This window comes from Ruegeria sp. N11 (genome assembly GCF_056531525.1).
The window spans coordinates 1-25,420 of sequence record NZ_JBQFLX010000019.1; the positions used below are offsets into that span (position 1 = coordinate 1).

At 59.2% G+C, this 25,420-nt stretch carries 26 protein-coding genes; 14 read left to right on the forward strand and 12 right to left on the reverse strand.

Annotated elements, in window-relative coordinates; genetic code table 11:
* Positions 1 to 151 precede the first annotated feature (151 nt).
* A complete protein-coding gene (gene ilvD, locus ACR0J8_RS18440; RefSeq protein WP_480526522.1) occupies positions 152 to 1,984 on the reverse strand; it encodes a dihydroxy-acid dehydratase in 1,833 nt (610 codons plus the stop codon).
* Positions 1,985 to 2,091: 107 nt separating this feature from the next.
* On the opposite strand from ilvD, the gene ACR0J8_RS18445 reads away from it, so the two are divergent.
* The 4 genes from ACR0J8_RS18445 to ACR0J8_RS18460 all read left to right on the forward strand — a co-directional run bounded on the left by ACR0J8_RS18445 (position 2,092) and on the right by ACR0J8_RS18460 (position 5,033).
* Positions 2,092 to 2,652 (forward strand): helix-turn-helix domain-containing protein, encoded by a 561-nt coding sequence (locus tag ACR0J8_RS18445; RefSeq protein WP_480526524.1) that lies wholly within the window; start codon positions 2,092 to 2,094, stop codon positions 2,650 to 2,652.
* Positions 2,652 to 2,924 (forward strand): CBU_0592 family membrane protein, encoded by a 273-nt coding sequence (locus ACR0J8_RS18450; RefSeq protein ID WP_480526525.1) that lies wholly within the window; start codon positions 2,652 to 2,654, stop codon positions 2,922 to 2,924. Before ACR0J8_RS18445 ends, ACR0J8_RS18450 begins: the two co-directional genes overlap by 1 nt.
* A gap of 70 nt (positions 2,925 to 2,994) precedes the next feature.
* Positions 2,995 to 3,849, forward strand: coding sequence for a 3-mercaptopyruvate sulfurtransferase (gene sseA / locus ACR0J8_RS18455; RefSeq protein ID WP_480490835.1), 855 nt, complete (start codon positions 2,995 to 2,997; stop codon positions 3,847 to 3,849).
* A complete protein-coding gene (locus ACR0J8_RS18460; RefSeq protein ID WP_480526527.1) occupies positions 3,849 to 5,033 on the forward strand; it encodes an amino acid aminotransferase in 1,185 nt (394 codons plus the stop codon). Before sseA ends, ACR0J8_RS18460 begins: the two co-directional genes overlap by 1 nt.
* A 66-nt stretch (positions 5,034 to 5,099) precedes the next feature.
* On the opposite strand, the gene ACR0J8_RS18465 is transcribed toward ACR0J8_RS18460, so the two are convergent.
* Together ACR0J8_RS18465 and ACR0J8_RS18470 are read right to left on the reverse strand one after the other, a co-directional pair.
* On the reverse strand, positions 5,100 to 6,425 hold the full coding sequence (locus ACR0J8_RS18465; RefSeq protein WP_170615601.1) for an ammonium transporter: 1,326 nt from the start codon (positions 6,423 to 6,425) through the stop codon (positions 5,100 to 5,102).
* A 34-nt stretch (positions 6,426 to 6,459) separates the two neighbouring features.
* Positions 6,460 to 6,798: a P-II family nitrogen regulator gene (locus ACR0J8_RS18470; protein ID WP_170615599.1), complete on the reverse strand. Its 339-nt coding sequence runs from the start codon at positions 6,796 to 6,798 to the stop codon at positions 6,460 to 6,462.
* Between the two features lie 258 nt (positions 6,799 to 7,056).
* On the opposite strand from ACR0J8_RS18470, the gene ACR0J8_RS18475 reads away from it, so the two are divergent.
* On the forward strand, positions 7,057 to 9,240 hold the full coding sequence (locus ACR0J8_RS18475; RefSeq protein WP_321250414.1) for a PBP1A family penicillin-binding protein: 2,184 nt from the start codon (positions 7,057 to 7,059) through the stop codon (positions 9,238 to 9,240).
* 52 nt (positions 9,241 to 9,292) lie between these two features.
* Here ACR0J8_RS18475 and leuB read toward each other — a convergent pair whose 3' ends face one another.
* Positions 9,293 to 10,396 (reverse strand): 3-isopropylmalate dehydrogenase, encoded by a 1,104-nt coding sequence (leuB, locus tag ACR0J8_RS18480; protein ID WP_170681881.1) that lies wholly within the window; start codon positions 10,394 to 10,396, stop codon positions 9,293 to 9,295.
* 91 nt (positions 10,397 to 10,487) lie between these two features.
* Between leuB and ACR0J8_RS18485 the strand changes: the two genes are divergently transcribed.
* Positions 10,488 to 11,015, forward strand: coding sequence for a redoxin domain-containing protein (locus tag ACR0J8_RS18485; protein WP_480526532.1), 528 nt, complete (start codon positions 10,488 to 10,490; stop codon positions 11,013 to 11,015).
* A gap of 4 nt (positions 11,016 to 11,019) precedes the next feature.
* On the opposite strand, the gene ACR0J8_RS18490 is transcribed toward ACR0J8_RS18485, so the two are convergent.
* Positions 11,020 to 11,913, reverse strand: coding sequence for a LysR family transcriptional regulator (locus tag ACR0J8_RS18490; protein WP_480526534.1), 894 nt, complete (start codon positions 11,911 to 11,913; stop codon positions 11,020 to 11,022).
* Between the two features lie 83 nt (positions 11,914 to 11,996).
* Here ACR0J8_RS18490 and ACR0J8_RS18495 point away from each other — a divergent pair, with 83 nt between their 5' ends.
* Positions 11,997 to 12,896, forward strand: coding sequence for a Rossmann-fold NAD(P)-binding domain-containing protein (locus tag ACR0J8_RS18495; protein ID WP_480526535.1), 900 nt, complete (start codon positions 11,997 to 11,999; stop codon positions 12,894 to 12,896).
* A 12-nt stretch (positions 12,897 to 12,908) separates the two neighbouring features.
* On the opposite strand, the gene ACR0J8_RS18500 is transcribed toward ACR0J8_RS18495, so the two are convergent.
* The 6 genes from ACR0J8_RS18500 to ACR0J8_RS18525 form a co-directional block, all read right to left on the reverse strand.
* Complete coding sequence (locus ACR0J8_RS18500; RefSeq protein WP_480891595.1) at positions 12,909 to 13,937, reverse strand: endonuclease/exonuclease/phosphatase family protein; 1,029 nt, start codon at positions 13,935 to 13,937, stop codon at positions 12,909 to 12,911.
* Positions 13,934 to 14,764 carry a hypothetical protein gene (locus tag ACR0J8_RS18505; RefSeq protein ID WP_170615584.1) on the reverse strand — a complete coding sequence of 277 codons (831 nt, stop codon included), beginning with the start codon at positions 14,762 to 14,764 and terminating at the stop codon, positions 13,934 to 13,936. Before ACR0J8_RS18505 ends, ACR0J8_RS18500 begins: the two co-directional genes overlap by 4 nt.
* Before the next feature lie 330 nt (positions 14,765 to 15,094).
* Positions 15,095 to 15,700: a 3-isopropylmalate dehydratase small subunit gene (gene leuD, locus ACR0J8_RS18510; protein ID WP_480526541.1), complete on the reverse strand. Its 606-nt coding sequence runs from the start codon at positions 15,698 to 15,700 to the stop codon at positions 15,095 to 15,097.
* Positions 15,701 to 15,742: 42 nt separating this feature from the next.
* Entirely contained in the window at positions 15,743 to 16,294 is a 552-nt protein-coding gene (locus ACR0J8_RS18515; RefSeq protein ID WP_480526542.1) for an HdeD family acid-resistance protein, read from the reverse strand.
* A 38-nt stretch (positions 16,295 to 16,332) separates the two neighbouring features.
* Complete coding sequence (leuC, locus tag ACR0J8_RS18520; RefSeq protein WP_480526544.1) at positions 16,333 to 17,736, reverse strand: 3-isopropylmalate dehydratase large subunit; 1,404 nt, start codon at positions 17,734 to 17,736, stop codon at positions 16,333 to 16,335.
* Between the two features lie 43 nt (positions 17,737 to 17,779).
* Complete coding sequence (locus ACR0J8_RS18525; RefSeq protein ID WP_480441683.1) at positions 17,780 to 17,875, reverse strand: isopropylmalate isomerase; 96 nt, start codon at positions 17,873 to 17,875, stop codon at positions 17,780 to 17,782.
* A 114-nt stretch (positions 17,876 to 17,989) separates the two neighbouring features.
* On the opposite strand from ACR0J8_RS18525, the gene ACR0J8_RS18530 reads away from it, so the two are divergent.
* The 4 genes from ACR0J8_RS18530 (at position 17,990) to ACR0J8_RS18545 (ending at position 20,869) form a co-directional block, all read left to right on the forward strand.
* Positions 17,990 to 19,342: a mechanosensitive ion channel family protein gene (locus tag ACR0J8_RS18530; protein ID WP_480891599.1), complete on the forward strand. Its 1,353-nt coding sequence runs from the start codon at positions 17,990 to 17,992 to the stop codon at positions 19,340 to 19,342.
* A 165-nt stretch (positions 19,343 to 19,507) separates the two neighbouring features.
* Positions 19,508 to 19,867 (forward strand): ribosome silencing factor, encoded by a 360-nt coding sequence (rsfS, locus tag ACR0J8_RS18535; protein ID WP_058276550.1) that lies wholly within the window; start codon positions 19,508 to 19,510, stop codon positions 19,865 to 19,867.
* Between the two features lie 44 nt (positions 19,868 to 19,911).
* Positions 19,912 to 20,382 carry a 23S rRNA (pseudouridine(1915)-N(3))-methyltransferase RlmH gene (gene rlmH, locus ACR0J8_RS18540; RefSeq protein WP_480526545.1) on the forward strand — a complete coding sequence of 157 codons (471 nt, stop codon included), beginning with the start codon at positions 19,912 to 19,914 and terminating at the stop codon, positions 20,380 to 20,382.
* A 1-nt stretch (position 20,383) separates the two neighbouring features.
* A complete protein-coding gene (locus ACR0J8_RS18545; RefSeq protein ID WP_480526547.1) occupies positions 20,384 to 20,869 on the forward strand; it encodes a flavodoxin family protein in 486 nt (161 codons plus the stop codon).
* Positions 20,870 to 20,872: 3 nt separating this feature from the next.
* Here the strand turns inward: ACR0J8_RS18545 and ACR0J8_RS18550 are convergent, their stop codons facing one another.
* Positions 20,873 to 21,220, reverse strand: a complete 348-nt coding sequence (locus ACR0J8_RS18550; RefSeq protein ID WP_480891602.1) for a hypothetical protein — start codon at positions 21,218 to 21,220, stop codon at positions 20,873 to 20,875.
* 202 nt (positions 21,221 to 21,422) lie between these two features.
* Between ACR0J8_RS18550 and ACR0J8_RS18555 the strand changes: the two genes are divergently transcribed.
* Genes ACR0J8_RS18555 through glcF form a run of 3 tightly spaced genes read left to right on the forward strand, consistent with a single transcriptional unit; the run spans position 21,423 to position 25,376 of the window.
* Positions 21,423 to 22,862: an FAD-linked oxidase C-terminal domain-containing protein gene (locus ACR0J8_RS18555; protein WP_480526551.1), complete on the forward strand. Its 1,440-nt coding sequence runs from the start codon at positions 21,423 to 21,425 to the stop codon at positions 22,860 to 22,862.
* Positions 22,863 to 22,918: 56 nt separating this feature from the next.
* On the forward strand, positions 22,919 to 24,046 hold the full coding sequence (locus ACR0J8_RS18560) for an FAD-binding protein (protein WP_480526553.1): 1,128 nt from the start codon (positions 22,919 to 22,921) through the stop codon (positions 24,044 to 24,046).
* 4 nt (positions 24,047 to 24,050) lie between these two features.
* The gene (gene glcF, locus ACR0J8_RS18565) at positions 24,051 to 25,376 is read left to right on the forward strand and encodes a glycolate oxidase subunit GlcF (RefSeq protein WP_480891605.1); all 1,326 of its coding nucleotides are present in this window, start codon (positions 24,051 to 24,053) and stop codon (positions 25,374 to 25,376) included.
* Positions 25,377 to 25,420 lie beyond the last annotated feature (44 nt).

Consider the following 25,420-nt stretch of genomic DNA (forward strand, 5'->3'; position numbering starts at 1 on the left):
TTTGCTTGGTCCGGGCGCCGCGCAATGCCCGGCGCCGGGCCCAAATCCGAACGTGGCATCGGCAAGGCCGATGGTGCGATTGGGCGCGGGAGCTTTTGTTAAGTAGGCAGACCCGCCGGTTCTTCGCGAAAAGAACCGGTCCGTTTCGGGGTCAAACCTGGCGAACGGCCCCTTTGGCTGCACTGGTGGTCAGTTTCGCGTAGGCTTTCAGCGCGGTTGAAACTTTGCGTTTGCGCGGCTGCGTGGGCACCCAGCCTTTCTCGTCCTGTTCCTCGCGACGGGCGGCAAGTTCTTCGTCCGACACGGCCAGATGGATGGAGCGGTTTGGAATGTCGATCTCGATTGTATCGCCGTTCTGCACCAGGCCGATCTCGCCGCCCTCGGCGGCTTCAGGCGAGACGTGACCGATGGACAACCCCGACGTGCCGCCCGAGAAGCGCCCGTCTGTCAGCAATGCGCAGGCTTTGCCCAGACCTTTGGATTTCAGATACGAAGTCGGGTAGAGCATTTCCTGCATCCCCGGCCCGCCCCGCGGACCTTCGTAGCGGATGACCACCACGTCACCTTCCTTGACCTTGCCGGTGAGGATATCGTTCACCGCCTGATCCTGGCTTTCGCAGACATAGGCCGACCCGGTGAACTTCAGGATGTTTGCATCCACCCCGGCAGTTTTCACGATGCAGCCGTCGCGCGCGATGTTTCCGAACAGAACCGCCAGACCGCCGTCCTGGCTGAACGCATGTTCTTTCGAGCGGATCACACCACCTTCGCGGTCGGTGTCCAGTTCCTTGTACCGGTTCGACTGGCTGAACGCCTGAGTGGTGCGCACGCCGCCGGGGGCGGCCTTGAACAGATCCTGCGCTTTGGGATTGTTGGCGATCTTGATGTCCCAGTTGGCAATCGCTTCGCCCATGGTTGCCGAATGCACCGTGCTGCAGTCTTCGTGCAGCAGACCGGCACGGCTAAGCTCACCAAGGATCGAGAAGATGCCACCGGCGCGGTGCACGTCCTCCATGTGGACGTTCTCGGTGTTGGGTGCGACCTTGCACAGGCAGGGCACCTGACGGCTGAGCCGGTCCATGTCGGTCATGGTGAAATGCACCTCGCCCTCATGCGCGATGGCTAGAAGGTGCAGCACGGTATTGGTCGACCCACCCATGGCGATATCAAGGCTCATGGCGTTCTCGAAGGCTTCAAAGGTCGCGATTTCGCGCGGCAGGAAGCCTTTTTCATCCAGATCGTAGTGACGTTTGGTGATCTCGACGATCCGGCGACCGGCCTCAAGGAACAGCTCTTTCCGGTCGGCATGGGTAGCCAGCGTAGACCCGTTGCCCGGCAATGCCAGACCCAACGCCTCGGCCAGACAGTTCATCGAGTTGGCGGTGAACATGCCCGAGCACGACCCGCAGGTGGGGCAGGCGTTCTCCTCGATATGTTGCACCTGCTCATCGGTGAACTTGTCATCAGCGGCGGCAACCATCGCATCAACGAGGTCGATCTTTTTCGCCTCCAGATCGGCGATGTCGATCTTGCCGGCCTCCATTGGCCCACCCGAGACAAAAATCGCCGGGATATTCAGACGCATGGCAGCCATCAACATGCCCGGGGTGATCTTGTCGCAGTTCGAGATGCAGACCATCGCATCGGCACAATGCGCATTGACCATGTATTCCACCGAATCCGCGATTACCTCGCGCGAGGGCAGCGAATAGAGCATGCCGTCATGGCCCATTGCGATGCCGTCATCCACAGCGATGGTGTTGAATTCTTTGGCGACGCCGCCTGCGGCCTCGACCTCGCGGGCAACCATCTGGCCCAGATCCTTCAGGTGCACATGCCCGGGCACGAATTGGGTGAACGAATTGACGATGGCGATGATCGGTTTGCCAAAATCGTCATCCTCCATGCCAGTGGCGCGCCACAAGCCGCGTGCGCCCGCCATGTTGCGGCCATGAGTGGAGGTTCTGGATCGGTACAATGGCATGATGCTGTTTCCCTGTTGCCTCGGGTTGCATAGATCGGGTTTCGTGCGTTATAGCGCACGTATCACATGTGCGCTATAACGCACAAGAGGATTCGCGGGACGCTGACATGAACTCTGACGATATTACACTGAAGCTGAGGGATGTGCGCGCAGCATCCGGCCTCAGCCTGTCCAAAGTGGCCGAAATGACAGGCGTCAGCAAAGCAATGTTGGGTCAGATCGAACGCGGCGAATCCAGCCCGACGATCGCTACGCTCTGGAAAATCGCCAAAGGGTTTCAAGTGCCGCTGAGCGCTCTGATCGACACGGCGATCGGCGATCCATCCGTCTTTCAGACGGTCACGTTTCCCGGCAGTATAGAGGTCAAGATCGTGTTCCCTTTCGATCCCGCATTGGGGGCGGAGACATTCCACGTCAACCTGAACCCGAACCAGAGCCACGAATCGCCTGCACATGCGGTTGGTGTTACCGAGGAAGTCTTTGTTCTGGGCGGAACACTTGAAATTCTGCGTGGTGAGGAATGGGTGCCCTTACATGCCGGACAGGGATTGCGCTTTGCAGCCGACGTGCCTCATGGGTATCGCGCGGGGGCGCAGGGTGCTGCGTTTTTGAATATGCACCATTACGGACAGCTCTCTGACAATTCTGAAAACGGCAAGGCTCATTGATGACCGATGTTCTGAACACCCTCACGATCGTGGATGCAATCGGTTCGTTTGGCGCCTTGATCGTGGTCGCCGCGTATTTCGCAACGCAAATGCGAATGATGAATTCCGACGATCTGGCCTTTCCGGTGATCAACCTTCTGGGCTCGGTGCTGATCGTCTATTCTCTGTTGCACAATTTCAATCTGGCTTCGATGCTGATCGAAGGGTTCTGGATTTTGATCAGTTTCATCGGAATTATTCAGCATTTTCGCCTGCGCAGCGCGGCAGAATAGCCCTATCCAGCCTTGAACCCCTATGCTGCCGGGTATAGGGAAAAATCAAGCTCGCTCAGGGGAGGCATTGATGCAGGACGATCCGAAAACCCTCGTATCTACCGAATGGCTGGCCGCACATATCAAGGACCCGGATCTGCGGATTCTGGACGGGTCGTGGTATTTGCCTTCGCAAAACCGCGATGCCAGGGCTGAATATGACGCGGGCCATATTCCCGGGGCGCGGTTCTTCGATATCGACGAGATTTCTGACCACCGGTCCGACCTGCCGCACATGGCGCCTCCGGTCGAGAAATTCATGTCGCGCCTGCGGGCGATGGGTGTGGGTGATGGTCATCAGGTCGTCGTCTACGACGGGGCCGGTCTGATGTCGGCAGCCCGCGTCTGGTGGCTGTTCCGGCTAATGGGTCAGGAAAACATTGCCATTCTGGATGGGGGTTTGCCGAAATGGAACGCGGAAGGGCGCGAGCTCGAGGATCTGCCGCCCGTCATTCGCGACCGCCACATGACAGTCCGGGTGCAGAACCATTTGGTTCGGGACGTCACGCAAGTGTCTGCGGCAGCGAAACTGGCAGATCACGAGATCATTGACGCCCGTTCTGCCGCCCGTTTCGCAGGAACTGAGGTCGAGCCGCGGGAAGGCCTGCGTTCGGGGCATATTCCAGGATCGCGCAATGTCCCGTTTGGCCAGTTGTTGAACGCCAATGGCACAATGAAATCGCCCCAAGATTGCCGTGCCGTTTTCGAGGCTGCTGGCGTTGATCTGTCGAAACCGGCGATCACGTCCTGCGGATCTGGCGTTACCGCTGCAATCCTCAGCCTTGCGCTTGAACGCATGGGCAAGAAAGATCACTCGCTTTATGACGGCTCCTGGGCTGAATGGGGCGCCTTCCCGACCCTTCCCGTCGCAACCGGAGAGAACTGATGTTCGAATTCCTCAAGCCGCAGCCTGCGGATAAAATCCTGATGCTGATGCAGATGTACCGCGAGGACCCGCGTGATCAGAAGATTGATCTGGGCGTGGGCGTCTACAAAAATGCCGAGGGTGTGACGCCAGTAATGCGCTCGGTCAAGGCCGCCGAGCAGCGCATACTGGAAGAGCAGGAATCCAAAGCCTATACAGGGCTGGCCGGCGATCCGGTCTTTGCGGATGTGATGATTGGCCTGATCTTGGGAACGTCTGTACCGCGCGGTAACATTGCGGCCGTTGCGACCCCCGGTGGGACCGGCGCCTGCCGTCAGGCGTTCGAGTTGATCCGCATGGCCAACCCGTCGGCGCGCGTCTTCGTGTCGAACCCGACATGGCCGAACCACCTTTCCATTCTGAATTATCTGGGCATGGAGACGGTTCAGTATCGCTATTTCGACGGCGATACCCGCGGCGTTGATTTCGACGGCATGATCGAAGATCTGAAAACCGCCAATGCGGGCGACGTTGTTTTGCTGCATGGCTGCTGCCACAACCCGACCGGTGCCAATCTGAACATGGTGCAGTGGCAGGACGTCGTAAACCTGATCAACGAGCGTGGTCTGGTGGCGATGATCGACATTGCCTACCAGGGGTTTGGCGACGGTCTGGAAGAAGACGCGCAGGCGGTCCGGTTGGTGGCGTCATCGGTCAAGGAATGCCTGATCGCGGCGTCCAGTTCCAAGAACTTCGGTGTCTATCGCGAGCGTACCGGCCTGTTGATGGCCGTCAGCGCGGACGCGGGGCAGACGGCTTTGAACCAAGCCACTCTGGCCTTCCTGAACCGCCAGAACTATTCCTTCCCGCCCGATCACGGTGCGCGGGTTGTAACGACCATCCTGATGGACGAAGCGTTGCGTGCTGAATGGCAGACCGAACTGGAAGAAACCCGTCTGTCCATGCTGGGATTGCGCAAGCAACTGGCGGACGAGCTGCAACGCCTGAGCGGATCGGACCGGTTCGGTTTCATCGCTCAGCACCGCGGCATGTTCTCGCGACTCGGCGCCTCGCCGGAACTGGTTGAAAAACTGCGGGTCGACCACGGTATCTACATGGTTGGTGACAGCCGTCTGAATATCGCAGGACTGAATGCAACAACCGTGCCGATTCTGGCCAAGGCGATTGTCGACGTTGGAGCTTGAATGCGCATGCTTTGAATAAGAAAACCCGGGCAGAACTGCCCGGGTATTTTTGTTTTTTCTCAAGGTTTAGCCCTTGGAGAATTCCGGATAGGCTTCCATACCCAGCTCGCCCATGTCGAGCCCGTTGATCTCTTCTTCTTCGCCAACCCGCAGGCCGACCGTGGCCTTGAGAACCGAGAAGAGGACATAGCTGACCACGAAGACGAAGATGCCGATGGCGGCAAAGCCGATGATCTGGGTCACAAAGCTGGCGTCACTGTTGGTCCATGCCACGATGAACGTACCCCAGAAACCTGCGATCAGGTGAACCGGGATTGCGCCGACCACGTCGTCGATCTTCATGCGGTCCAGCATCGGGACGGTCAGGACGACGATGACGCCACCGATTGCGCCGATGATCAGCGCCTGGAACAGTGACGGGGCCAGCGGTTCGGCGGTGATCGACACCAGACCAGCCAGCGCGCCGTTCAGTACCATCGTCAGATCGACCTTGCCATACATCAGTTGCGTCAGGATCAGCGTGGCGACGGCACCCGCTGCAGCAGCCATGTTGGTGTTGGCAAAGATACGGCTGATGTCGGCCATGTCTCCAATGGTGCCCATTGCCAGCTGCGAACCACCGTTGAAGCCGAACCAACCCAGCCAAAGGATGAACGTGCCCAAAGTGGCCAGCGCCAGGTTCGAACCGGGGATCGGAACAACCTTGCCGTCCTTGTTGTACTTGCCGATACGCGGACCCAGCACGATGGCGCCTGCCAGCGCCGCGAAGCCACCTGCGGCATGGACCAGAGTCGAGCCAGCGAAGTCACTGAAGCCCATCTCGGACAGCCAGCCGCCGCCCCACTGCCAGGATGCTTCGATCGGGTAGATGATGCCGGTCAGCACGATCACAAAGGCGAAGAACGGCCACAGTTTGACACGTTCCGCCATGGTGCCCGAGACAATCGACGCAGTGGTGGCGCAGAACATCAGCTGGAAGAAGAAGTCCGAACCGACGGAGGCATAAGACAGGTCGGTTTCCACTCCGGCAAGACCGACGGGTTCTAGCGATGTGGGTGCGATTGCGCCCAGGAAGCCAGGGATCATCCAGCCATCACCCGGATACATCAGGTTGAAGCCGACCAGCCAGTACATGATGGCGGCAAAGGAAAACAGGCCCATGTTCTTGATCAGCTGCATCGCCACGTTCTTGGAGCGCACCAGACCGGCCTCGAGCATGGCAAAGCCAGCGGCCATCCAGAACACCAGGAACCCGCCAACCAGAAACAGCAGCGAGGTCAGGATGTATTGCGTGTGCTGCGCGGTCTCGCCAGCGGCGGCCTCTTGCGCAAGGCCCATCTGCGGCAGCACGACAAGCGCGGCAGCAGGGATGAGAGATTTCATCAGGTTCATGTGACTTCCTCGAATGACTATGAGTGGGGACGCCTTACAGCGCCTCTTCGTTGGTTTCCCCGGTCCGCACGCGCAGGGCCTGCTCGACATCGAGGACGAAAACCTTGCCATCGCCGATCTTGCCGGTTTTGGCTGTTTTGGTGATGGTTTCGACGATCTGGTCGGTCATCGTGGCGGGAACCACGATTTCCAGTTTGATCTTGGGCACGAAGTTCACCGCGTACTCGGCGCCGCGATAGATTTCCGTGTGGCCCGACTGCGAACCAAAGCCCTTGATCTCGGTTACCATCATGCCGCGCACGCCCGCTTCGGTCAGTGCCTCGCGCACCTCCTCAAGCTTGAACGGCTTGATTGTCGCAATGATCAGTTTCACGTCTTTCCCCTCTGCTTCCCGGGCAGGCCGGTTTGTTTGCACCTGCAGAAAAAGAGCCTGAGCGGGCGTCATAGGAAACGGTCTGACAGCCCGGACGCGAGGGAAATCAGGGCAAAGTTGCACATTTTTTGCACAAAATTTCCGGTATGTTTAATTTTTAGGCGCATCTGAGAGGGGAATTACCGGAATTTCACACCTCTACATGACTGCGTTGCCAAGGTAAGGTGACGCAAAAGCACAATCGGGCAGAGTTTGAGCATGACTGAGTCCAAGCGCCGAAAGCCGCCACTGGTCGCAGATAAAAGGTATCCGTCGAAGGGCCGCAAGCCCACGGCGACCAAGCGGGCTGCAAAACCCGCTGGCAAGAAATCAAACGCCCGCAAGACGGCGACGCGCAGGACTGGGCGAAAGAAAACGCGGCGCACCGGCAGTGGTGGCGGCGGCGTGTTCCGTCGCATGTTCCGGTGGGTTTTCCGCCTGCTCTGGGGGCTGACGTGGCGTGTCGGCGCAATCGTCGGTCTGTTGCTGATGTTGGCCGTCGGCGTGGTCTATTCTACGCTTCCGGATGTTGATGCGCTGCTGGACGGTCGTGCGCGTGGTTCGGTCACGCTGCTGGATCGCAACGGCAAAGTCTTTGCCTGGCGCGGTGATCAGTTTGGCGGGGTGATAACGGCCAGCACTGTCTCGCCCCATCTCAAAAACGCCGTTGTGGCGACCGAGGACAAGCGGTTCTATCGCCATTTCGGTGTCAGCCCACGGGGTGTGGCCAGCGCGGTTCGCATCAATCTGAGTGAAGGGCGCGGCCCCTTGTCGGGCCACGGTGGGTCGACCATCACGCAGCAGACGGCCAAGCTGTTGTGTCTGGGTGTGCCTTATGTGCCAAGCGAATGGGAATCAGAGGCCGCATATGAAGCCGATTGCCGTCAGGGGTCACTCTGGCGCAAGGCCAAGGAAGCCATCTACGCGATGGCGATGGAGGTCAAATACTCCAAGGATGAGATTCTCACGATCTATCTGAACCGCGCTTTCCTTGGCGCCGGTGCGCGCGGGTTTGAGGCCGCAAGTCAGCGGTACTTCGGGATATCGGCGGCCGAGGTCAATCCGTCCCAGGCTGCGATGCTGGCCGGGTTGCTGGTCGCCCCGACGCGGTTTGCACCCACCAACGATCTCCAACGCTCGCAGGACCGGGCACGGCTTGTGGTCGGGTTGATGGAGGCGCAGGGCTACCTGACAGCCTCTCAGGCATCTGCGGCGCGAAACAACCCGGCAGAGCTTTCCGAAGCCGCCGCCGCGCGGGCAGGCGGGTACTTCGCCGACTGGGTCATGGCCAGCGGGCCCGAGTTCTTTACGCGCAATACGACCGAGGACGTGGTAATCCGCACCACCCTGGATCAGCGCCTGCAGAAATCGGCTGAAGAGGCGCTGCAGTACATTTTTCAGGAAAAAGTGCGCGACGGGTCCAAGGCGCAAGCCGCGATCGTTGTGATGTCCGCCGATGGCGCCGTGCGCGCGATGGTCGGTGGCCGCAAGACCCGTGTATCGGGTGCGTTCAACCGGGCGACCCAGGCGCTGCGCCAGACCGGTTCCTCGTTCAAGCCCTTCGTTTATGCCACGGCGCTGGAACTGGGGTATTCCCCGTTGGATATCGTCGTGGACGAGCCCTACTGCATCGACATTCCCGGTTCCGGGCAGTGGTGCCCCAAGAACTATACCAAGAAGTATTATGGCCGGGTCACGCTGGCGGATGCGCTGAAGAACTCTCTGAATATACCAGCAGTAAAAGTCGCCGAGATTTCCGGGCTGGAAAACGTTCGCACGGTTGCCAGCGGTTTCGGTATCGCCAGTGATCTTGCGCAGGGCCCTGCACTGGCGCTGGGCGCGTCGGAAAGCACGCTGATCGAGATGACGGGAGCATATGCCGGCATCCTGAACGGTGGCTCAGCGGTTGAACCGTACGGTCTGACGGAACTCAAGCTGCTGGGTGATGAAACGCCGGTGATGGTAACGACGACAGGGATTGGTGAGCGTGTGATCCGCGATGACGCGGCTCGGCAACTGACCTGGATGATGGAGCGTGTCGTTTCCGAAGGCACCGGCCAACGCGCCAAGCTGCCGGGTTGGCAGGTGGCAGGCAAGACCGGCACGACTCAGGCAGCGCGTGACGCATGGTTCATTGGCTTTACGGCGGATTATGTTGCGGGTGTCTGGATGGGTTATGACGACAACACGCCGTTGTCCGGAGTGACAGGGGGCGGTCTGCCCGCAGAGATATGGAGGGAAACCATGCTGCGCGTGACCGAGGGGATGACGCCCACGCCATTGCCGATGATGCTGCCGGAGCAACCCAAGCAGGTGGCCAAGCCCAGAAATCCCAAACGCAAACCCGGTGGTTTTGCCAAAGCGGTGGATAACTTGCTGAAGGATATTTTTGGCGGGAACTGACTCGCGCCAAAAAAGGGGAAGGCGGCGACCTACGCGCCGCCTTCGGTATTATTCAGACGCTGGCGTCCAGCGCGGCCAGAATAGCGTCGCCCATTTCGGTGGTCGAGACCGGCTCGACCCCTTCTTCGGCCAGCAGATCGGCTGTGCGCACGCCATCTGCCAGAACTTTCTCGATCGCGGCTTCAAGGCGGTCGGCCTCGGCGCCCTGATCAAAGCTGTAGCGCAGCGCCATGGCAAAGCTGAGGATACAGGCAATCGGGTTGGCTTTGCCCTGACCGGTGATGTCCGGGGCTGACCCATGCACTGGTTCATACATCGCCTTGGGGCGGCCATTCGCCATCGGCGCACCAAGGCTGGCCGACGGCAGCATCCCCAGCGAACCGGTCAGCATCGCGGCGCAATCGGACAGCACGTCGCCGAACAGGTTGTCGGTTACGATTACATCGAACTGCTTGGGTGCGCGAACCAACTGCATTGCACCGTTGTCGGCATACATATGGCTCAGTTCGACTTCGGGGTATTCCTGGCCGACGCGGGTCACGACCTCGCGCCACAGAATGCCCGATTCCATCACGTTGGCTTTCTCCATCGAGCACAGTTTCTTGTTCCGGCGCATGGCCAGCTCAAAGGCCGAACGTGCGGCGCGTTCGATTTCGGATTCGGTATAGCGCTGGGTGTTGATGCCCACACGCTCGTTGCCTTCTTCGAAAATGCCGCGCGGCTCGCCGAAGTAGACGCCCGAGGTCAGCTCGCGCACGATCATGATGTCGAGGCCTGCGACCACGTCCTTTTTCAGCGATGAGAAATCCGCCAGTGCGTCAAAGCATTGTGCCGGGCGCAGGTTGGAATACAGGTCCATCTCCTTGCGCAGGCGCAGCAGACCGCGTTCGGGTTTCAGGCTGAAGTCCAGATCATCGTATTTCGGACCACCCACGGCACCCAGAAGAACTGCGTCGACCTCCTGCGCTTTGGCCATAGTCTCATCCGACAGGGGCTTGCCGTGCGCATCATAGGCCGCGCCGCCGACCAGATCCTCGCTCACGTCAAAGTGAAGGCCGCGGTTTTCGCCGAACCAGTCGATGATTCTGCGCACTTCGGCCATAACTTCCGGGCCAATTCCGTCTCCGGGCAGGATGAGGAGCGAGGGGTTGGACATGAAGGGTCTCCTTGCGTTTTGTCGCAATGGCCCTAGCGTCTGCGCCGCATCGGGTCAATGAGACGAACCCGCCAAATCAGAAGGAAAACACATGTTGATACCGGGAAACGCCGTTCCTGATCTGAAAATCCAGACCGTGGGGCAGGGAACGTTCGATCTGGATGCCGACAAGGGCGAAAACGGGACACTGGTGATTCAGTATCGCGGTTTGCATTGCCCGATCTGTATCCGGCAGATGGGTGAGGTGGAAGCTGCGCTGGATGACATCGCCTCGCTTGGTGTCGAAGTGATTATGCTGAGCACAGACACGGCCGAGCGGGCGGCTGAAACTGTTGGAAAAGCGGGCACCTCGCGGCTGAGGGTCGGGCACAGTCTGCCGCTGCCTGCGGCACGAGATGACTGGGGTTTGTATATGTCCAAAGGGCGCGAAGGCACCGCCGAGGCCGCATTTTTCGCCGAGCCCGGGCATTTCTATATTGCCCCGGACCGGACGCTGTATTTCGCATGGCTGCAATCGACCCCGTTTGGCCGGCCGTCGGTTGGGGACATGAAAGGCGGTATCAAATACGCGCTCGACAACAACTATCCGCCGCGCGGTACCTACACAGGGGCGCTCTGATCGCTTACAGGCTGGCCCGCAAACCTTCGGCCAACAGGTCCCAGACCCTGCGAATGCGCGGTGTCTGTCGCATCGCCTGAGGGGCGGCCAGCCACACCGGCAATACCGGAATCTCCACGTCCAGCGGCAGAATCTCGACATCCGGATCCGCTTCAGCCACCTGCACCTGGCTGAAACCGATGCCGCAGCCGGCGCGGATCAACTCCCAATAGGCGCTTTGCAGATCGCATCTTGTGGCAAAGTTGTCCCGATTGGCTGGCCAACCCTTGTTGCGCATCTCGGTGATGATCTGTTCGTTGGCGTCAAATCCGACCAGATCATGCCGGAACAGGTCCTTGGGATTTTGAGGGCGGCCAGCCCGATCCAGATACGAGCGGGCAGCACAGAAACAAAGCGGCACGTCCCCGAGATAACGGGATACGATGTCAACCTGTTCGGGCCTGTACATGCGCACGGCGATGTCTGCCTCGCGATACAGCAGGTTTTCGCTGGCGTCCGTGGCAACCAGCTCAAGCTGTATGGACGGCTCCTGTATGCGGATCTGGGCCAGAATCGGCGGCAGAAGGTGATGCGAGGCAAAGACCGAAGCCGTAACGCGGACCGACCCTTCCAATTGCGTCGATTGCCCGGCCGCAGTCAGATTGAAGGCATTCATGGCCGCGTGCATCTGCTGGGCCATCGGCAAAAGCTGAGCACCTGCATCGCTGAGGCGCAGGCCTCTTGCATGCCGTTCGAACAGGGAAACACCCAAATCGGCTTCCAGGGTCTGGATCTGCCGTCCGAGCGTTGGCTGACTGCGATTGAGCTGACGCGCCGCAGCCGAGAGAGAGCCGGTTTCCGCCACTGACAAAAAGCTTTGAATCAGCGACCAGTCTGAGTGGGTGAGGGATTTATCCATTCACAGATGAATACATGATCTGCTGTTTTCGGCAATTCCCCATGTGATGTGAATGGATATCTTGACTCTGACAGGAGAAAGCCATGACAAAAACCGTTCTCATACTGGGGTCCACAGGCCGGTTCGGCCGAAATGCAACGGCAGCGTTTCAAGATGCGGGCTGGCGGGTCCGCACCTTCGATCGCAAAAAGCAGAGTTTGCAGGCGGAAGCCCAAGGCGTGGATGTGATAGTCAACGCGTGGAACCCTCAATATCCGGATTGGGAAAGACAGGTTCCAAAACTGCACAAACAGGTGATTTCCGCCGCAAAGGAAACAGGCGCCACAGTTGTCGTGCCCGGAAACGTCTACGTTTTTGACGCCAAAGCGCCAGGGCCATGGTCTGCGGACACGCCGCATGGGGCAACGAATCCCTTGGGTCGTATTCGGGCCGAGATGGAAGACGCTTACCGTTTCTCGCAGGTTCGCACGATCATCCTGCGGGCAGGTGATTTCATAGATACCTGTGCCTCCGGAAACTGGTTCGATCAGGTTATCGCCAAGCCATTGCAAAGGGGTTGGATCACCTATCCGGGTGATCCGGACATTCCGCATTCCTGGGCCTATCTGCCGGATCTTGCAAGAACCGCGGTAGAGCTGGCGGAACGCAGGGCCAGCCTGCCCAGGTTCTGCGATGTGTCCTTTGCGGGGTATACGCTGACCGGTTCGGAACTGGCGAAGGCACTGTCGCGTGTGACCGGAACTCAGGTCCTTGTGAAGCCGATGCGGTGGTGGCCCATATATTTGGCCCGCCCGTTCTGGCGGCTGGCGCCGCATCTGATTGAGATGCGGTATCTTTGGAATGTGCCGCACAGTCTGGATGGAACTGCGCTGCGCGACTTGCTTGGGCGGGTTCCGCAAACTGATCTGGACGTTGCATTGAGTAGTGCATTGCCAGAGTTTCGTGTATCGCAATCCCAGTCATCGCACGCAGTCGGCGCCTGACGGGCGCACGCCTCAGGGCGCAGTCAGGTCGACCCAGACCAACCTGTGCCTGCTGGCGCGTTCTGCGGTTTTGCGAAGGGCGGAGCCTTCTGGCGGCCAGAACAGTCCCGACCCTGCAACCGTCAGATCCGAGGATGGCAACACATAGTCTACCCGCAGTTCGCCGACCCCTTTCCAGCGAACTGTGTTGGTGTCACCCTCACCATTGCGGGGGATCGGGTCCTGCAAGCGTGGATCGGCCAGCAGTTTCCGGATTTCGTCGCGATGACCCTCGCCACCTTCGGGGTCCAGATTGGCGTCCCCGGCAATGACAAACGGGGCGGTCGGTGCCGGTCCCAAATGCCCGTCCAGAAGCAGTGACCAGAACCGAAGCTCATCGCGGTTGCGCAATCCGTTGCGGTCTTCAGGGCCGTCGAAGACAGGTGGCGTGGCATGAAACGTGAAAAGGCGCAGTTTGCCGATCGGGGTGTCGACTGGCACGACCCAGTGACCGGATGATGACAGGCGTTGCACGTATTGCGCCTGAGCTGAGGGAAATGGCCTTTCTGCCTGCTGTGGCAGTTGCTCCCCTGGCAAATCGCGCCACAGCAGCGCGGAGAAATCCAGCGTCTCGGACTGAATGATCTTGTATCGCGACAAGACCGCAAGCCCGCCGTGCCCCGTGAAACGCCCCCAGCCTTGTGCATCGCCGGGTCCTTGCGTTTCGCCATCTCCATCCAGATCGAACTCCGTTTCCAGTCCGGAATTGGGCCGTACCGAATAACTATGGGGGTAGTCGAGGCCTTGGCTGCGCAATTGTTCGGTGAACGCAGTCAGGGTCAGGCCGTCCAGATCCCAGTCGATACCTTGCAAAGCCACGATGTCGGGGCGAACCGCGCCCAGAACTTCGACCACTGCCTGAACCTGATCGTCACCCCGCTTTATGTCGCGCAGCAAAAGGCCCGGACCTTCCCGGCTGAGTTCTGTGTTGAAAGTCGCGACGCGCACCGTCTCTGCCTGCGCTGCGATGGGCAGCAACAACACGACAAGGGCGCGGATCATGCAGTCTGCGTTGACTCGGCTGTGGAGTATGCGCGGCGCTTTTCGACGATCAGCCCGGCAATGCGCAGGGTCGCCATCCCACGCATGATCATGCTGGCAGGCAGGAAGGCCCACGCACACATGGTCCAGATCAGCGTCTGCGGATTGCTGAGCGAGATGGGATTGGCAAAATCGGTCAATAGCTTGATCAGCGCGGGAATCAGGAACGGCAGAAGGATACCGATCGAGATATTCAGTCGGCCATCGCGCTGCAGGCGGGTGACGACGTCACCGCCCTTGGTCGGGTCGAACAGCGGCAGATTGGTCCAGACATTGAACGCTCCGTTTCCTGTCGGCCAGCCGCGCAGCTTCACGGCATAAGCAAAGCTTGCAATTGTCACCAGGGCCGCGACATAGGCCACACTGGCGGTCGCCCGAACCAGTTCGATCATCGACTGCCCGGCGTCAGCAGGAAGCATCAGAACGATCAGCCGAACCGGTGAATATGGAAAGTCAGCCACGTTGGCTACAGCGAGGCCCATGGAATAGACCGCGCGTGTCAGCTCGGTCGGGGCGTACATGTTTTTGCAGATCAGCGTCAGAAACGTGACCATCGACAGCAATCCGACAAAGCGCAGCCGGTTTACCGGCGGTGCATCACGGAATTCAATGAAACTGGGGAAGGCAGAGTTGTATTCTGCAAAGGTCAGGAAAAACGCGAGGATCGCGAGAAAGACGACAATCTCGGTTCCGTTCGTCGAAGATATCGGCAGATATAACGCAGGGGTAAGCACCATCAGTGCCACCAGTATTCCGCGTATCGCCGCCCCGGTTGTGCGCGCAATCAATATTCCGAACCCTTTCAAACTGGACCAGTCAGTTCTGTGCCGACTTCATTCCAACTTGTGCCTGCCGAGTGAGTCATCGGCGGATGCCTGTTTTGATGCAAGATGAACAAAACCGGTCAATCAGCTCAAGCCAAGGGGCAGAAAACACGTGCTTTCAGGCAAAATGATGGCGCAACTGGTGCGGGATTGCATCATTTTTGACGCAAATCCGACGTGTATGTCAAATTGATACCTACATGTTGTGGGCCACGAGTTTTCAACCCCAAGAATGCGAACGGGGCCGCCTTGGCGACCCCGTCAGGTTGAGTATCCCCAGATTCGTTTCCAGAATCAGACCCAAGGGCGGGACTGGCTGGCATGTTCCTCGTATCTGTCGATGTGATGGTCTTTTTCCATCGTCAGGCCGATATCGTCCAGACCGTTCAGCAGGCAATGCTTGCGGTGCGGGTCGATTTCGAACTCGATGACAACGCCGTCCGAGGTGGTGATCTGCTGATCTTCCAGATGCACGGTCATGCGGGCGTTTTCGCCTTTGTGTGCATCTTCCATCAGGATCGCGTGATGCTCTGCCTCGACCACGATGGGCAGGATGCCGTTCTTGAAGCAGTTGTTGAAGAAGATGTCGGCGAAGCTGGTCGAGATCACGACCTTGATGCCGAAATCCCTGATCGCCCAGGGCGCGTGTTCACGCGACGAGCCGCAGCCGAAATTGTCACCGGCCACCAGAATCTCGGTGTTGCGATAGGCGGGCTTGTTCAGGACGAAGTCTTCGTTCTCGCCGCCATGATCGTGATAACGCATCTCGTCAAACAGCACGACACCGAGGCCGGACCGTTTGATGGTTTTCAGATGTACTTTCGGAATGATCATATCGGTGTCGATATTGATCAGCGGCATTGGGGCGGCCACCCCGTGGACTTTTTCAAACTTTTCCATGTTCACACTCCTGCGGGAGAGGGCCGCGCCCATGCCCCGCGTTTAAGCTTCTTTCGCTTCTGTCGTTTCGTTTGGTGCGCCTTTGACGAAGAGCGCCATGAAGACCAGACCGAACCCGTTGAACAGCATCTCGATGCCAAGCAGGATGCCCAGCAACCGCAGCAGAACCGTTGGTTCCGCAGCCGCATAAGACCAGATGATGCCTGCCAGGATGATCGACAAGATCCCCGAAATTAGGGTCGGCCAGAAAAATGACGTTCCGCGCATCTGAAATGAAAGGATGATTCGGGCAATCCCGCCTGCCATGAACAGGATCAGAACAACCGTTGCCAGCGTCAGCGTACCTTCCAGCGGGTTGTCCAGGAAGGACCAACCCAGGAACAACATCACGGCCCCCATGATGAAGGACAGGATTTTGTTACCCGTTCCTTCAACCGAAAACCCCCCGGCAACCTGCAGCACGCCGGAGATCAGCAACAGCACACCCGTAACCAGTGTGACGGCAATGGACGCCACATAAGGCGCGCCCAGCACAAAGACGCCGAACGCTATGGACAGCAGCCCCAGCAGGAGCCATTTGACCCAATCACTCATTTCAGTCTCTCCCTCAAATATCTAGATATGAGGGTAGCTTACATCAGTTTACGGACGTCTGTCAGCCGTCCTGTGATTGCCGCTGCGGCAGCCATTGCCGGGCTCAGTAGATGGGTGCGCCCACCGCGGCCCTGACGGCCTTCAAAGTTGCGGTTCGAAGTCGCGGCGCAGCGCTCGCCCGGTTGCAATTGATCGGGGTTCATCGCCAGACACATCGAGCATCCCGCCAGACGCCATTCGAAACCGGCCTCTTTGAAGATGTCTGCCAGACCTTCTTCCTCGGCCTGAGCACGGACCAGACCCGAGCCGGGCACGACCATCGCGCGCATGCCGTCCTTGATCTTCTTGCCTTTCAGGATCGCGGCGGCGGCCCGCAGATCTTCGATTCGGCCATTGGTGCACGAGCCGATGAAGACGGTGTCGATTTCCACATCGCTCAGTTTCTGACCGGCTGTCAGGCCCATGTACTCGATCGAACGGCGGGCTGCATCGACCTTGCCGCCCTCGAAATCCTCGGGGTGGGGCACGGTTGCGGTGATCGGCAGAACGTCCTCGGGGCTGGTGCCCCAGGTCACGACCGGCGCGATGTCTTCGCCACGCAGGGTGACGACCTTGTCGAAATGCGCGCCTTCATCGGTGTAGAGCGTCTTCCACCAGTCCATCGCGGCTTCCCACTGCGCGCCTTTAGGGGCGTGCGGGCGGCCTTTGACATATTCAAAGGTGGTCTCATCAGGTGCGATCAGGCCAGCACGGGCACCGCCTTCGATGGCCATGTTGCAGACGGTCATGCGGCCTTCCATCGACAGATCGCGGATCGCTTCGCCGCAATATTCAATGACATAGCCGGTGCCGCCGGCGGTGCCGGTCTCACCGATCACGGCCAGCGTGATGTCCTTGGCGGTCACGCCCGGCTGCAATTTGCCGGTGATTTCCACCTTCATGTTCTTGGATTTCTTCTGGATCAGCGTCTGCGTGGCCAGAACATGCTCGACCTCAGACGTGCCGATGCCGTGAGCCAGCGCGCCAAACGCACCATGGGTGGCGGTGTGGCTGTCGCCACAGACGACGGTCATGCCGGGCAGGGTCCAGCCCTGTTCCGGGCCAACGATGTGCACGATGCCCTGACGAACGTCATTCACCGGGTAGTAGTGAATGCCGAAATCCTTGGCGTTCTTGTCCAGCGCTTCGACCTGAATGCGCGATTCGGGGTTTTCGATTCCGTTTACGCGATCCGGCGTGGTGGGAACGTTGTGATCCGGCACGGCAATGGTCTTTTCTGGCGCGCGCACCTTGCGGCCCGCCATGCGCAGGCCTTCGAACGCCTGCGGGCTGGTGACTTCGTGCACCAGGTGGCGGTCGATATACAGCAGGCAGGTGCCATCATCGGCTTCGTGCGCGACATGGGCATCCCAGATCTTGTCATAGAGTGTCTTGGGGGACATCGGTCCTCTCCCGTAAGTAATGAGAAATAGCTGGCGAGTTGGCTCAGGCGGCCGATAGGCGCGCCAGGACCGTGCGGGCAGCCCCGTAGAACCGTTCACGCAGACGCGCGCGGTCTTCCAGATTCTGAAGTTGGGCCACATTGAGTCTCATGCGGTTCAGATATAACGGCCACTCACGTCAATCAAGGTTCAATACCGGTGCAGTTCGCGTGCGGGCTTGCATCGCCTCGCACAGATCGCCAATCTGGCGGGCATGAACCAGGATTTGCTACCGGAAACGCTGTCCGAGCTTTACGCGAACATGACGGCGGCTTTTTCAGAACAGCTTGAAAATCTGATCGAATTGATCGTCACGCCGGGCTGGAGGCAGTACCAACTCGTCATCATCCTGTTCCTGTGGTTGTTGGCGTTCCTGCTGAAACTGCTGACACAGAGCCGGTGGGAGGCCTGGGCCCGCGCGCGTTCCGGCTGGCCGAAATGGCGACTGCGCATTCTGGTCCAACTGATGCGGCGCCTGACGCTCGTATATTTCACGCTGCTGTCCTGGGGACTTTACTGGGGGATGCAGCAGGCGACATGGCCCTCGCGCAGTTACATCATCGGTGTTTTTGCCACATTGGGCCTGGCCTGGCTGGCCATCGCGCTGGTCTCGCGGCTGGTGCGGAACCGAACGCTGCGGCAGATATTCAAGTGGTCCATGTGGGTCTACGCAACGCTGATTGCCCTGGGGTTGACCGATGATGTGGCCGGGTTCCTGGACGGGGTGGCGATTTCCATCGGCGATCTGCATATCTCGGCGCTTGGGATCATCAAGGCTGTCCTGCTGATCGGCATCCTGCTGACGCTGGCCCGGCTTGGAACGCGCGCGGCCGAGCGCGGGCTGAAAAGCAACGACGACATTACGCCCTCGATGCAGGTGTTGCTGGCCAAGGGCATTCAGGTGCTGCTTTACGGCGCGGTTTTCATGGCCGCGATCCGCACGCTTGGCTTCGACCTGACGGGGATCGCGCTGTTGTCCGGTGCGATCGGTGTCGGCATCGGTTTCGGGCTTCAGAAAGTGGTGTCGAACTTGATTTCCGGGATCATCATCCTGATGGACCGGTCGATCAAACCCGGCGATGTCATATCGCTGGGCGACACGTTCGGCTGGATCAATGCGCTGGGCGCGCGTTATGTTTCGGTCGTCACTCGAGATGGGCGCGAATATCTGATCCCGAATGAGGATCTGATCACCAATCAGGTGGTGAACTGGTCGCATTCTGACAAGTTCGTTCGGCTGGATCTGAAGTTCGGCACCAGCTATGGCGATGACCCACACAAGGTACGTGCCACGGCCATCCGGTCCGTTAAAACGGTGGCCCGGGTGCTGAGCGGCGGCTCGCACGAACCTGTCTGCCACATCACCGGTTTCTGCGACAGCAGCGTGGACTACGTGTTGCGGTTCTGGATCAGCGACCCGACCAAGGGGCTGACGAATATCCGGGGCAATGTCTACCTGGCGCTGTGGGACGCGTTCAAGGATGAGGGAATAACAATACCCTTCCCGCAGCGTGAGGTTCGCTTGCTTCCCGACGACGCAGACGCGCAACAACTCTCGAAAGAGTGAAAGGGCCAGGCGCCCTGAAATCGCCCGTTCATTGAAATGTTGCATTCCCCTTGTTACCTTAATAGTACCCCAGCGCCGGGGTTTTGGCGGCGCGCAGCAAAGGAGGACTATGTCCTGTCTCTACATACACAGGCGGGTTTGCCCGCCGATGATGGTGCCAGCGTAATGGCCCACTCTCAGTCAATCAGCGACAAGCTGCTTGAGCGCATCCTTTCCTCACTTTCCGATGACAAGGCCGAAGACGTCGTGCAGATCAACCTGCAGGGCAAATCGTCGGTTGCGGATCACATGGTAATTGCCTCGGGTCGGTCGACCCGTCAGGTCTCGGCCATGGCGGAAAAGCTGACGGATCGAATCAAGCAGGAATTCGGTTTCACCTCGAAGGTCGAAGGCAAGGATGCAGGCGACTGGGTCCTGATCGATACGGGCGACGTGATCGTCCATATCTTCCGCCCTGAAGTGCGTGAATTCTATCAGCTGGAAAAGATGTGGCTGCCTCAGGGCGGCAGCGCCTCGGCGAACTGAGGCGCCATCCCGGTCTGCATTAACAGGCCGGAGGCGAGAGAGACATGCGTATCAGCATAGTTGCGGTCGGGCGATTGCGCGCCGGACCGGAGAAGACCCTGCTTGACGATTATCTGACCCGATTTGACCGGACCGGCCGCGCGCTGGGCCTTGGTCCTGCGCGGGTGATCGAAGTTGAAGACAAGAAAAACGCCGGTATGGGCGCCGAGGGCGCGCTACTTCGCAAGGCACTGCCCAAAGGGGCTGTAATCTGTACGCTGGATGAGCGGGGGCAGGTGTTGTCCTCTCCCGATTTTGCGCGGAAGTTGGGCAACTGGCGGGATGCCGGGCGACAGGAACTGGCGCTAATTATTGGCGGGGCGGACGGAATAGATCCGGGTCTGCGCGCCGAGGCCGACTTTTCCATTTCCTTCGGGTCGATGGTCTGGCCTCACATGTTGGTCCGTGTGATGTTGGCCGAACAACTCTACCGGGCCGCAACTATTCTGTCGGGCGGCCCCTATCACCGGGTCTGACATGGCACAGCTTCTGATCATCTATCATTCACGCACCGGCGGTAGCCGCCAGATGGCCGAGGTTGCGGCAGAGGCGGGGCGGGATGAGGCAGATGTGGTGTTGAAAACCGCCTGTCAGGCTGTGCCTGAGGACCTGCTGCGCGCCGATGGATACATCTTCTGCGGACCCGAGAATCTGGCGGCGATTTCGGGTCAGATGAAAGAATTCTTCGACCGCAGCTACTATCCGGTTTTGGGAAAAATCGAAGGCCGTCCGTATGCACAAATGATATGCGCCGGGTCAGATGGCCAAAATGCCGCCCGTCAGATCGCAAGGATCGCGACGGGATGGCGATTGAAAGAGGTGCAGTCCCCTTTGATTGTTTGCACCCATGCCCAGACGTCCGAGGCTATACTGGCCGAAAAGACCATCCCGGCCGACCAACTGGACAAATGCTCCGAAGTTGGGGCAGCCATGGCCGCCGGCCTCAGTCTGGGTGTGTTCTGATCGTCACTTCAACTGGACGATTGTCGTCTCGGCGTTCCAGCCGTCCACGCTGCAACGGGCCTGCACCTGAACCTGCGACGTGCCCGCCGGTATCGTGATGCCGCTCAGGGATCGCGTGAAAGGCTGCTCGGTCTCGTGTGGGTGGTGCAGAACGCGCATGCCGATCTGTTCGCCGTTCATGTTGAGAATACGCCAACCATCCGCGTAGTGATCCCAGCCGGTGTCAGGGTGACGGATGGTGACATCAAACCGCCACGTATTCCCGTTTCTGCTGGTCGTGACATTTTCGATCACGGGCGGGTCGGCGAGGGCTGGCGCAGCCAGGAGCAGGTTGAGAATCAGGTATCGCATGGTCCGAAGCTACGGTTTTGTAAGCGGATTGTTAATCACGTCTGTGTGTCTGTCTGACCGGTTGTCAGCGCAATGTGAAGAGCTGATCGGTGTGACGGTGCGTTTGGGCGGTACTGATCATGTGGGGCCGAAGCTGCCACCGATGAATGCTTGTCAGCCCTCCCGTTTGGTAATATTATTTTACCAAAAGGGAGGTTTCGCCATGGAAATGCCACTGCCTGATCCGGACGTGATTTCACGAAAGCACAGGATCACAACGCGCCTGCAACAGGTTTTACCAAGCGATGCGATCATTCACGATCAGGCTGAAACCCGGGCGTATGAATGCGACGCCCTGACGGCATACAGGTGCCCTCCGATGCTGGTGGTTTTGCCATCAACCACTCAGGAGGTATCGGAGGTTCTGCGTATTTGCCATCAGGAAGGCGCGCCGGTTGTCCCGCGTGGCGCGGGGACGTCTCTGGCCGGAGGCGCCCTGCCAACCGCCGACTGTGTCATTCTGGGCGTCGCACGTATGAACGATGTGCTGGAGGTAGACTTCGACAACCGCTTCATCCGGGTGCAGACGGGCCGAACGAACCTGAGTGTTACCGGTGCAGTCGAAGACAATGATTTCTTCTATGCCCCGGACCCCTCATCGCAACTGGCCTGCGCGATTGCCGGTAATATCGCAATGAATTCGGGTGGGGCGCATTGCCTGAAATATGGGGTGACGACCAACAACCTGCTGGGCGTGAAGATGGTAATGATGGACGGCAGCGTGGTCGAAATCGGCGGGGCGCATCTGGATTCAGGCGGACTGGACCTGCTTGGCGTCATCTGCGGCTCGGAAGGGCAATTGGGTGTCGTGACCGAGGCAACGCTGCGCATCCTGCGCAAACCGGAAGGCGCGCGGCCTGTTCTGATGGGTTTTGACGACAACGAAGTCGCCGGGCAGTGCGTGTCCGACATAATAAAGTCAGGCATTTTGCCGGTGGCAATCGAATTCATGGACCGTCTGTGCATTCAGGCCTGCGAGAACTTTGCCAAAGCCGGGTATCCGGATTGCGAAGCCCTGCTGATTGTCGAGGTCGAAGGATCCGAGGCCGAGATCGACAGCCAGTTGTCGAAGATCATCGAGATCGCCAAACGTCACAACCCGGTCGAACTGCGCGAAAGCCAGTCCGCCGAGGAAAGCGCCCGAATTTGGCTGGGGCGCAAATCGGCCTTTGGCGCGATGGGGCAGATGAACGATTATATGTGTCTCGACGGCACGATCCCGGTTTCATCGCTTCCAAAAGTGCTGCGACGTATCGGCGAGATGAGTGAGGAATTCGGACTGCCTGTCGGCAACGTGTTTCATGCAGGCGACGGCAACATGCATCCGCTGATCCTGTTCGATGCCAACAAACCGGGCGATCTTGAGAAATGCGAAGCGTTCGGTGCCGAAATACTGAAGCTATGCGTCGATGTCGGGGGATGTCTGACCGGCGAACACGGGGTCGGAATCGAAAAGCGCGATCTGATGACGCATCAGTACGGGGCGCAGGATCTTGAAGCGCAGATGGCGGTCAAGGATGTGTTCGATCCGAACTGGCTGCTGAACCCGGCCAAAGTGTTTCCACTGGATGTTTCGGCGACGCGCCGAATTGCTGCGGAGTAGGGGGCACTGCCCTCGTCGCGCGATCGCCCCGAGGATTTTGGAACAGAAGAAGAGACATGAGACCTGAAACAGAGGCCGAATTGGCCGAAATGGTGGCCGGGCTGGCGCAGCCGGTGCGAATTGCCGGGGGAGGTACCCGAGGTGTGACCGGGCCGGATGCGGACCTGAGTGTGACAGGATTGCGCGGGATCACCCTCTATGAGCCTGGTGCGCTGACATTGGTCGCCCGGGCCGGAACTTCGGTAGCGGATATCAATGCCGCGCTTGATGCCGAAGGCCAGAGGCTTGCGTTCGAGCCGATGGATCATCGCGCGCTGATGGGCACAACAGGCGAGCCGACAATAGGGGGCGTGGTTGCTGCCAATGTCTCGGGGCCGCGCCGCGTACAGGCGGGGGCGTGTCGGGATTTTCTTTTGGGCGTGCGCTATGTCGACGGTTTGGGGCAAGTGATCCGAAACGGTGGCCGGGTGATGAAAAACGTCACCGGATACGATCTGGTCAAGCTGTTGGCCGGGTCGTGGGGGACGCTTGGCGTGTTGACCGAGGTCTCGCTGAAAGTTTTGCCGCGCTCGGAAAGTTCGGCAACTCTGGTGTGGAGCGGGTGCGACTGGTCACAATCCCTGAAACTGTTCAGCGAGGCGCTGGCGTCCCCTTTCGAAGTCACGGGTGCCGCGCGACTGCCGGGCGGATCACAGATGAAACAAACAACGTCCGAGACGGTCATTCGTATTGAAGGGTTCAGCGATTCAGTTGCGTATCGGGTTGGCAAACTGGCAGAAATGTTCAACCATCAAAAGCCCGACCGAATAGTGACCGACGCTGCGGAAAACGAGGCGATCTGGAAGGCTGTTCGTGATGTCGAGCCCTTTGCAGACACTGCGGGAAATGTCTGGAAAACGTCCGTCAAGCCGACAGACATGCTGCGCGTCGTAGACCAGCCGGGCTGCATTCATCTTCTGGATTGGGGCGGAGGGCTGATCTGGGCGCTTGCGCCCGAAGGGTTCGATCTTCGGGCCGCGCTGGCCGAGGTTCCGGGGCATTCCACGCTTGTTCGGGGCAGCGATGCTGAAATCGCAAGGTTTGGTCGTTTTCAGCCCGAACCTGCAGGGTTGGCCGCGCTGACGCAGGGATTGCGACAGCGGTTTGACCCGAAGGGTTTATTCAATCCGGGCCTGATGGGGTAGGGTAATGCAGACAACTTTTTCCGAAGAACAGTTGCAGGATCCCGCAATCCGAAGGTCCAACGACATCCTGCGGAGTTGCGTGCATTGCGGTTTTTGCACTGCGACCTGCCCGACATACCAGGTTCTGGGGGATGAACTGGACAGCCCGCGCGGGCGTATCTACCTGATCAAGGACATGTTGGAGAACAATCGCGTTCCGGACGAAAAGACCGTCAAACACATTGACCGTTGTCTGTCCTGTCTGGCTTGCATGACCACCTGCCCGTCCGGCGTGCATTACATGCATCTGGTCGATCACGCGCGCGAGTATATCGATACGAACTACAAGCGCCCCTTCATGGATCGTGCACTGCGCTGGATGCTGGCGCAGATCCTGCCTTACCCGATGCGGTTCAGGTGGGCTTTGATCGGGGCAAAGCTGGGGCGGCCATTTCGCTTTCTGATGCCTGATGCGCGTTTGCGTGCAATGCTGGATATGGCACCAAAACACATCCCGCCAGTGAGCCGAAACGATGATCCGCAGTGCTTTGAGTCCAAGGGCGAACGCAAAAAGCGCGTGGCGTTGATGACAGGTTGCGCTCAAAAGGCGCTGAACACCGATATCAATGACGCCACAATCCGCCTGTTGACCAGATTGGGGTGCGAGGTCGTGGTCGCCGATGGCGCCGGTTGCTGTGGAGCGTTGACCCATCACATGGGCAAGACGCGCGAAAGTCACGCTTCTGCCGCGACCAACATCCGGGCCTGGACGCGCGAGATGGACAGCAAGGGACTGGATGCCATCGTCATCAATACATCGGGCTGCGGGACAACCGTGAAGGATTACGGTCACATGTTCCGCAACGACGCGCTGGCTGCGGATGCGGAACGTGTATCTGCAATTGCCATGGATGTCAGCGAGCTTCTGATGCAGCTGGAACTTCCCGAAAGTGAAGGCCGGGGCATGAGTGTGGCGTATCACGCGGCCTGTTCGCTGCAGCACGGGCAAAAGATCAAAACCTATCCCAAGGATTTGCTGAAGCGCGCAGGTTTCACCGTGTCCGAGCCGGCTGACAGTCATCTGTGCTGTGGCAGCGCCGGAACCTACAACCTGTTGCAGCCTGAAATTTCGGCCCAACTCAGACAACGCAAAGTGCGGACACTGGAAGCGAAAAAGCCCGACGTGATCGCCGCCGGAAATATTGGGTGCATGGTGCAGATCGGTTCGGGAACAGGTACGCCCGTCCTGCACACGGTCGAGTTGCTGGACTGGGCGACAGGCGGCCCAATGCCCAGGGCCTTGCAACAAAGCCGACCAGCCGACGCCGGTGACGTACCCATTCTGAAGTAATCGCGGTTGATGCAACGCAGCCTCAATTGTGATGGAAAAACCCT

What these genes read in the sequence shown, in the direction of transcription:
- ilvD (WP_480526522.1), bottom strand. Translation starts at nt 1,984, where the DNA reads ATGCCATTGTACCGATCCAGAACCTCCACTCATGGCCGCAACATGGCG.
- ACR0J8_RS18445 (WP_480526524.1), top strand. Translation starts at nt 2,092, where the DNA reads ATGAACTCTGACGATATTACACTGAAGCTGAGGGATGTGCGCGCAGCA.
- ACR0J8_RS18450 (WP_480526525.1), top strand. Translation starts at nt 2,652, where the DNA reads ATGACCGATGTTCTGAACACCCTCACGATCGTGGATGCAATCGGTTCG.
- sseA (WP_480490835.1), top strand. Translation starts at nt 2,995, where the DNA reads ATGCAGGACGATCCGAAAACCCTCGTATCTACCGAATGGCTGGCCGCA.
- ACR0J8_RS18460 (WP_480526527.1), top strand. Translation starts at nt 3,849, where the DNA reads ATGTTCGAATTCCTCAAGCCGCAGCCTGCGGATAAAATCCTGATGCTG.
- ACR0J8_RS18465 (WP_170615601.1), bottom strand. Translation starts at nt 6,425, where the DNA reads ATGAACCTGATGAAATCTCTCATCCCTGCTGCCGCGCTTGTCGTGCTG.
- ACR0J8_RS18475 (WP_321250414.1), top strand. Translation starts at nt 7,057, where the DNA reads ATGACTGAGTCCAAGCGCCGAAAGCCGCCACTGGTCGCAGATAAAAGG.
- leuB (WP_170681881.1), bottom strand. Translation starts at nt 10,396, where the DNA reads ATGTCCAACCCCTCGCTCCTCATCCTGCCCGGAGACGGAATTGGCCCG.
- ACR0J8_RS18485 (WP_480526532.1), top strand. Translation starts at nt 10,488, where the DNA reads ATGTTGATACCGGGAAACGCCGTTCCTGATCTGAAAATCCAGACCGTG.
- ACR0J8_RS18490 (WP_480526534.1), bottom strand. Translation starts at nt 11,913, where the DNA reads ATGGATAAATCCCTCACCCACTCAGACTGGTCGCTGATTCAAAGCTTT.
- ACR0J8_RS18495 (WP_480526535.1), top strand. Translation starts at nt 11,997, where the DNA reads ATGACAAAAACCGTTCTCATACTGGGGTCCACAGGCCGGTTCGGCCGA.
- ACR0J8_RS18500 (WP_480891595.1), bottom strand. Translation starts at nt 13,937, where the DNA reads ATGATCCGCGCCCTTGTCGTGTTGTTGCTGCCCATCGCAGCGCAGGCA.
- leuD (WP_480526541.1), bottom strand. Translation starts at nt 15,700, where the DNA reads ATGGAAAAGTTTGAAAAAGTCCACGGGGTGGCCGCCCCAATGCCGCTG.
- ACR0J8_RS18515 (WP_480526542.1), bottom strand. Translation starts at nt 16,294, where the DNA reads ATGAGTGATTGGGTCAAATGGCTCCTGCTGGGGCTGCTGTCCATAGCG.
- leuC (WP_480526544.1), bottom strand. Translation starts at nt 17,736, where the DNA reads ATGTCCCCCAAGACACTCTATGACAAGATCTGGGATGCCCATGTCGCG.
- ACR0J8_RS18530 (WP_480891599.1), top strand. Translation starts at nt 17,990, where the DNA reads ATGAACCAGGATTTGCTACCGGAAACGCTGTCCGAGCTTTACGCGAAC.
- rsfS (WP_058276550.1), top strand. Translation starts at nt 19,508, where the DNA reads ATGGCCCACTCTCAGTCAATCAGCGACAAGCTGCTTGAGCGCATCCTT.
- rlmH (WP_480526545.1), top strand. Translation starts at nt 19,912, where the DNA reads ATGCGTATCAGCATAGTTGCGGTCGGGCGATTGCGCGCCGGACCGGAG.
- ACR0J8_RS18545 (WP_480526547.1), top strand. Translation starts at nt 20,384, where the DNA reads ATGGCACAGCTTCTGATCATCTATCATTCACGCACCGGCGGTAGCCGC.
- ACR0J8_RS18550 (WP_480891602.1), bottom strand. Translation starts at nt 21,220, where the DNA reads ATGCGATACCTGATTCTCAACCTGCTCCTGGCTGCGCCAGCCCTCGCC.
- ACR0J8_RS18555 (WP_480526551.1), top strand. Translation starts at nt 21,423, where the DNA reads ATGGAAATGCCACTGCCTGATCCGGACGTGATTTCACGAAAGCACAGG.
- ACR0J8_RS18560 (WP_480526553.1), top strand. Translation starts at nt 22,919, where the DNA reads ATGAGACCTGAAACAGAGGCCGAATTGGCCGAAATGGTGGCCGGGCTG.
- glcF (WP_480891605.1), top strand. Translation starts at nt 24,051, where the DNA reads ATGCAGACAACTTTTTCCGAAGAACAGTTGCAGGATCCCGCAATCCGA.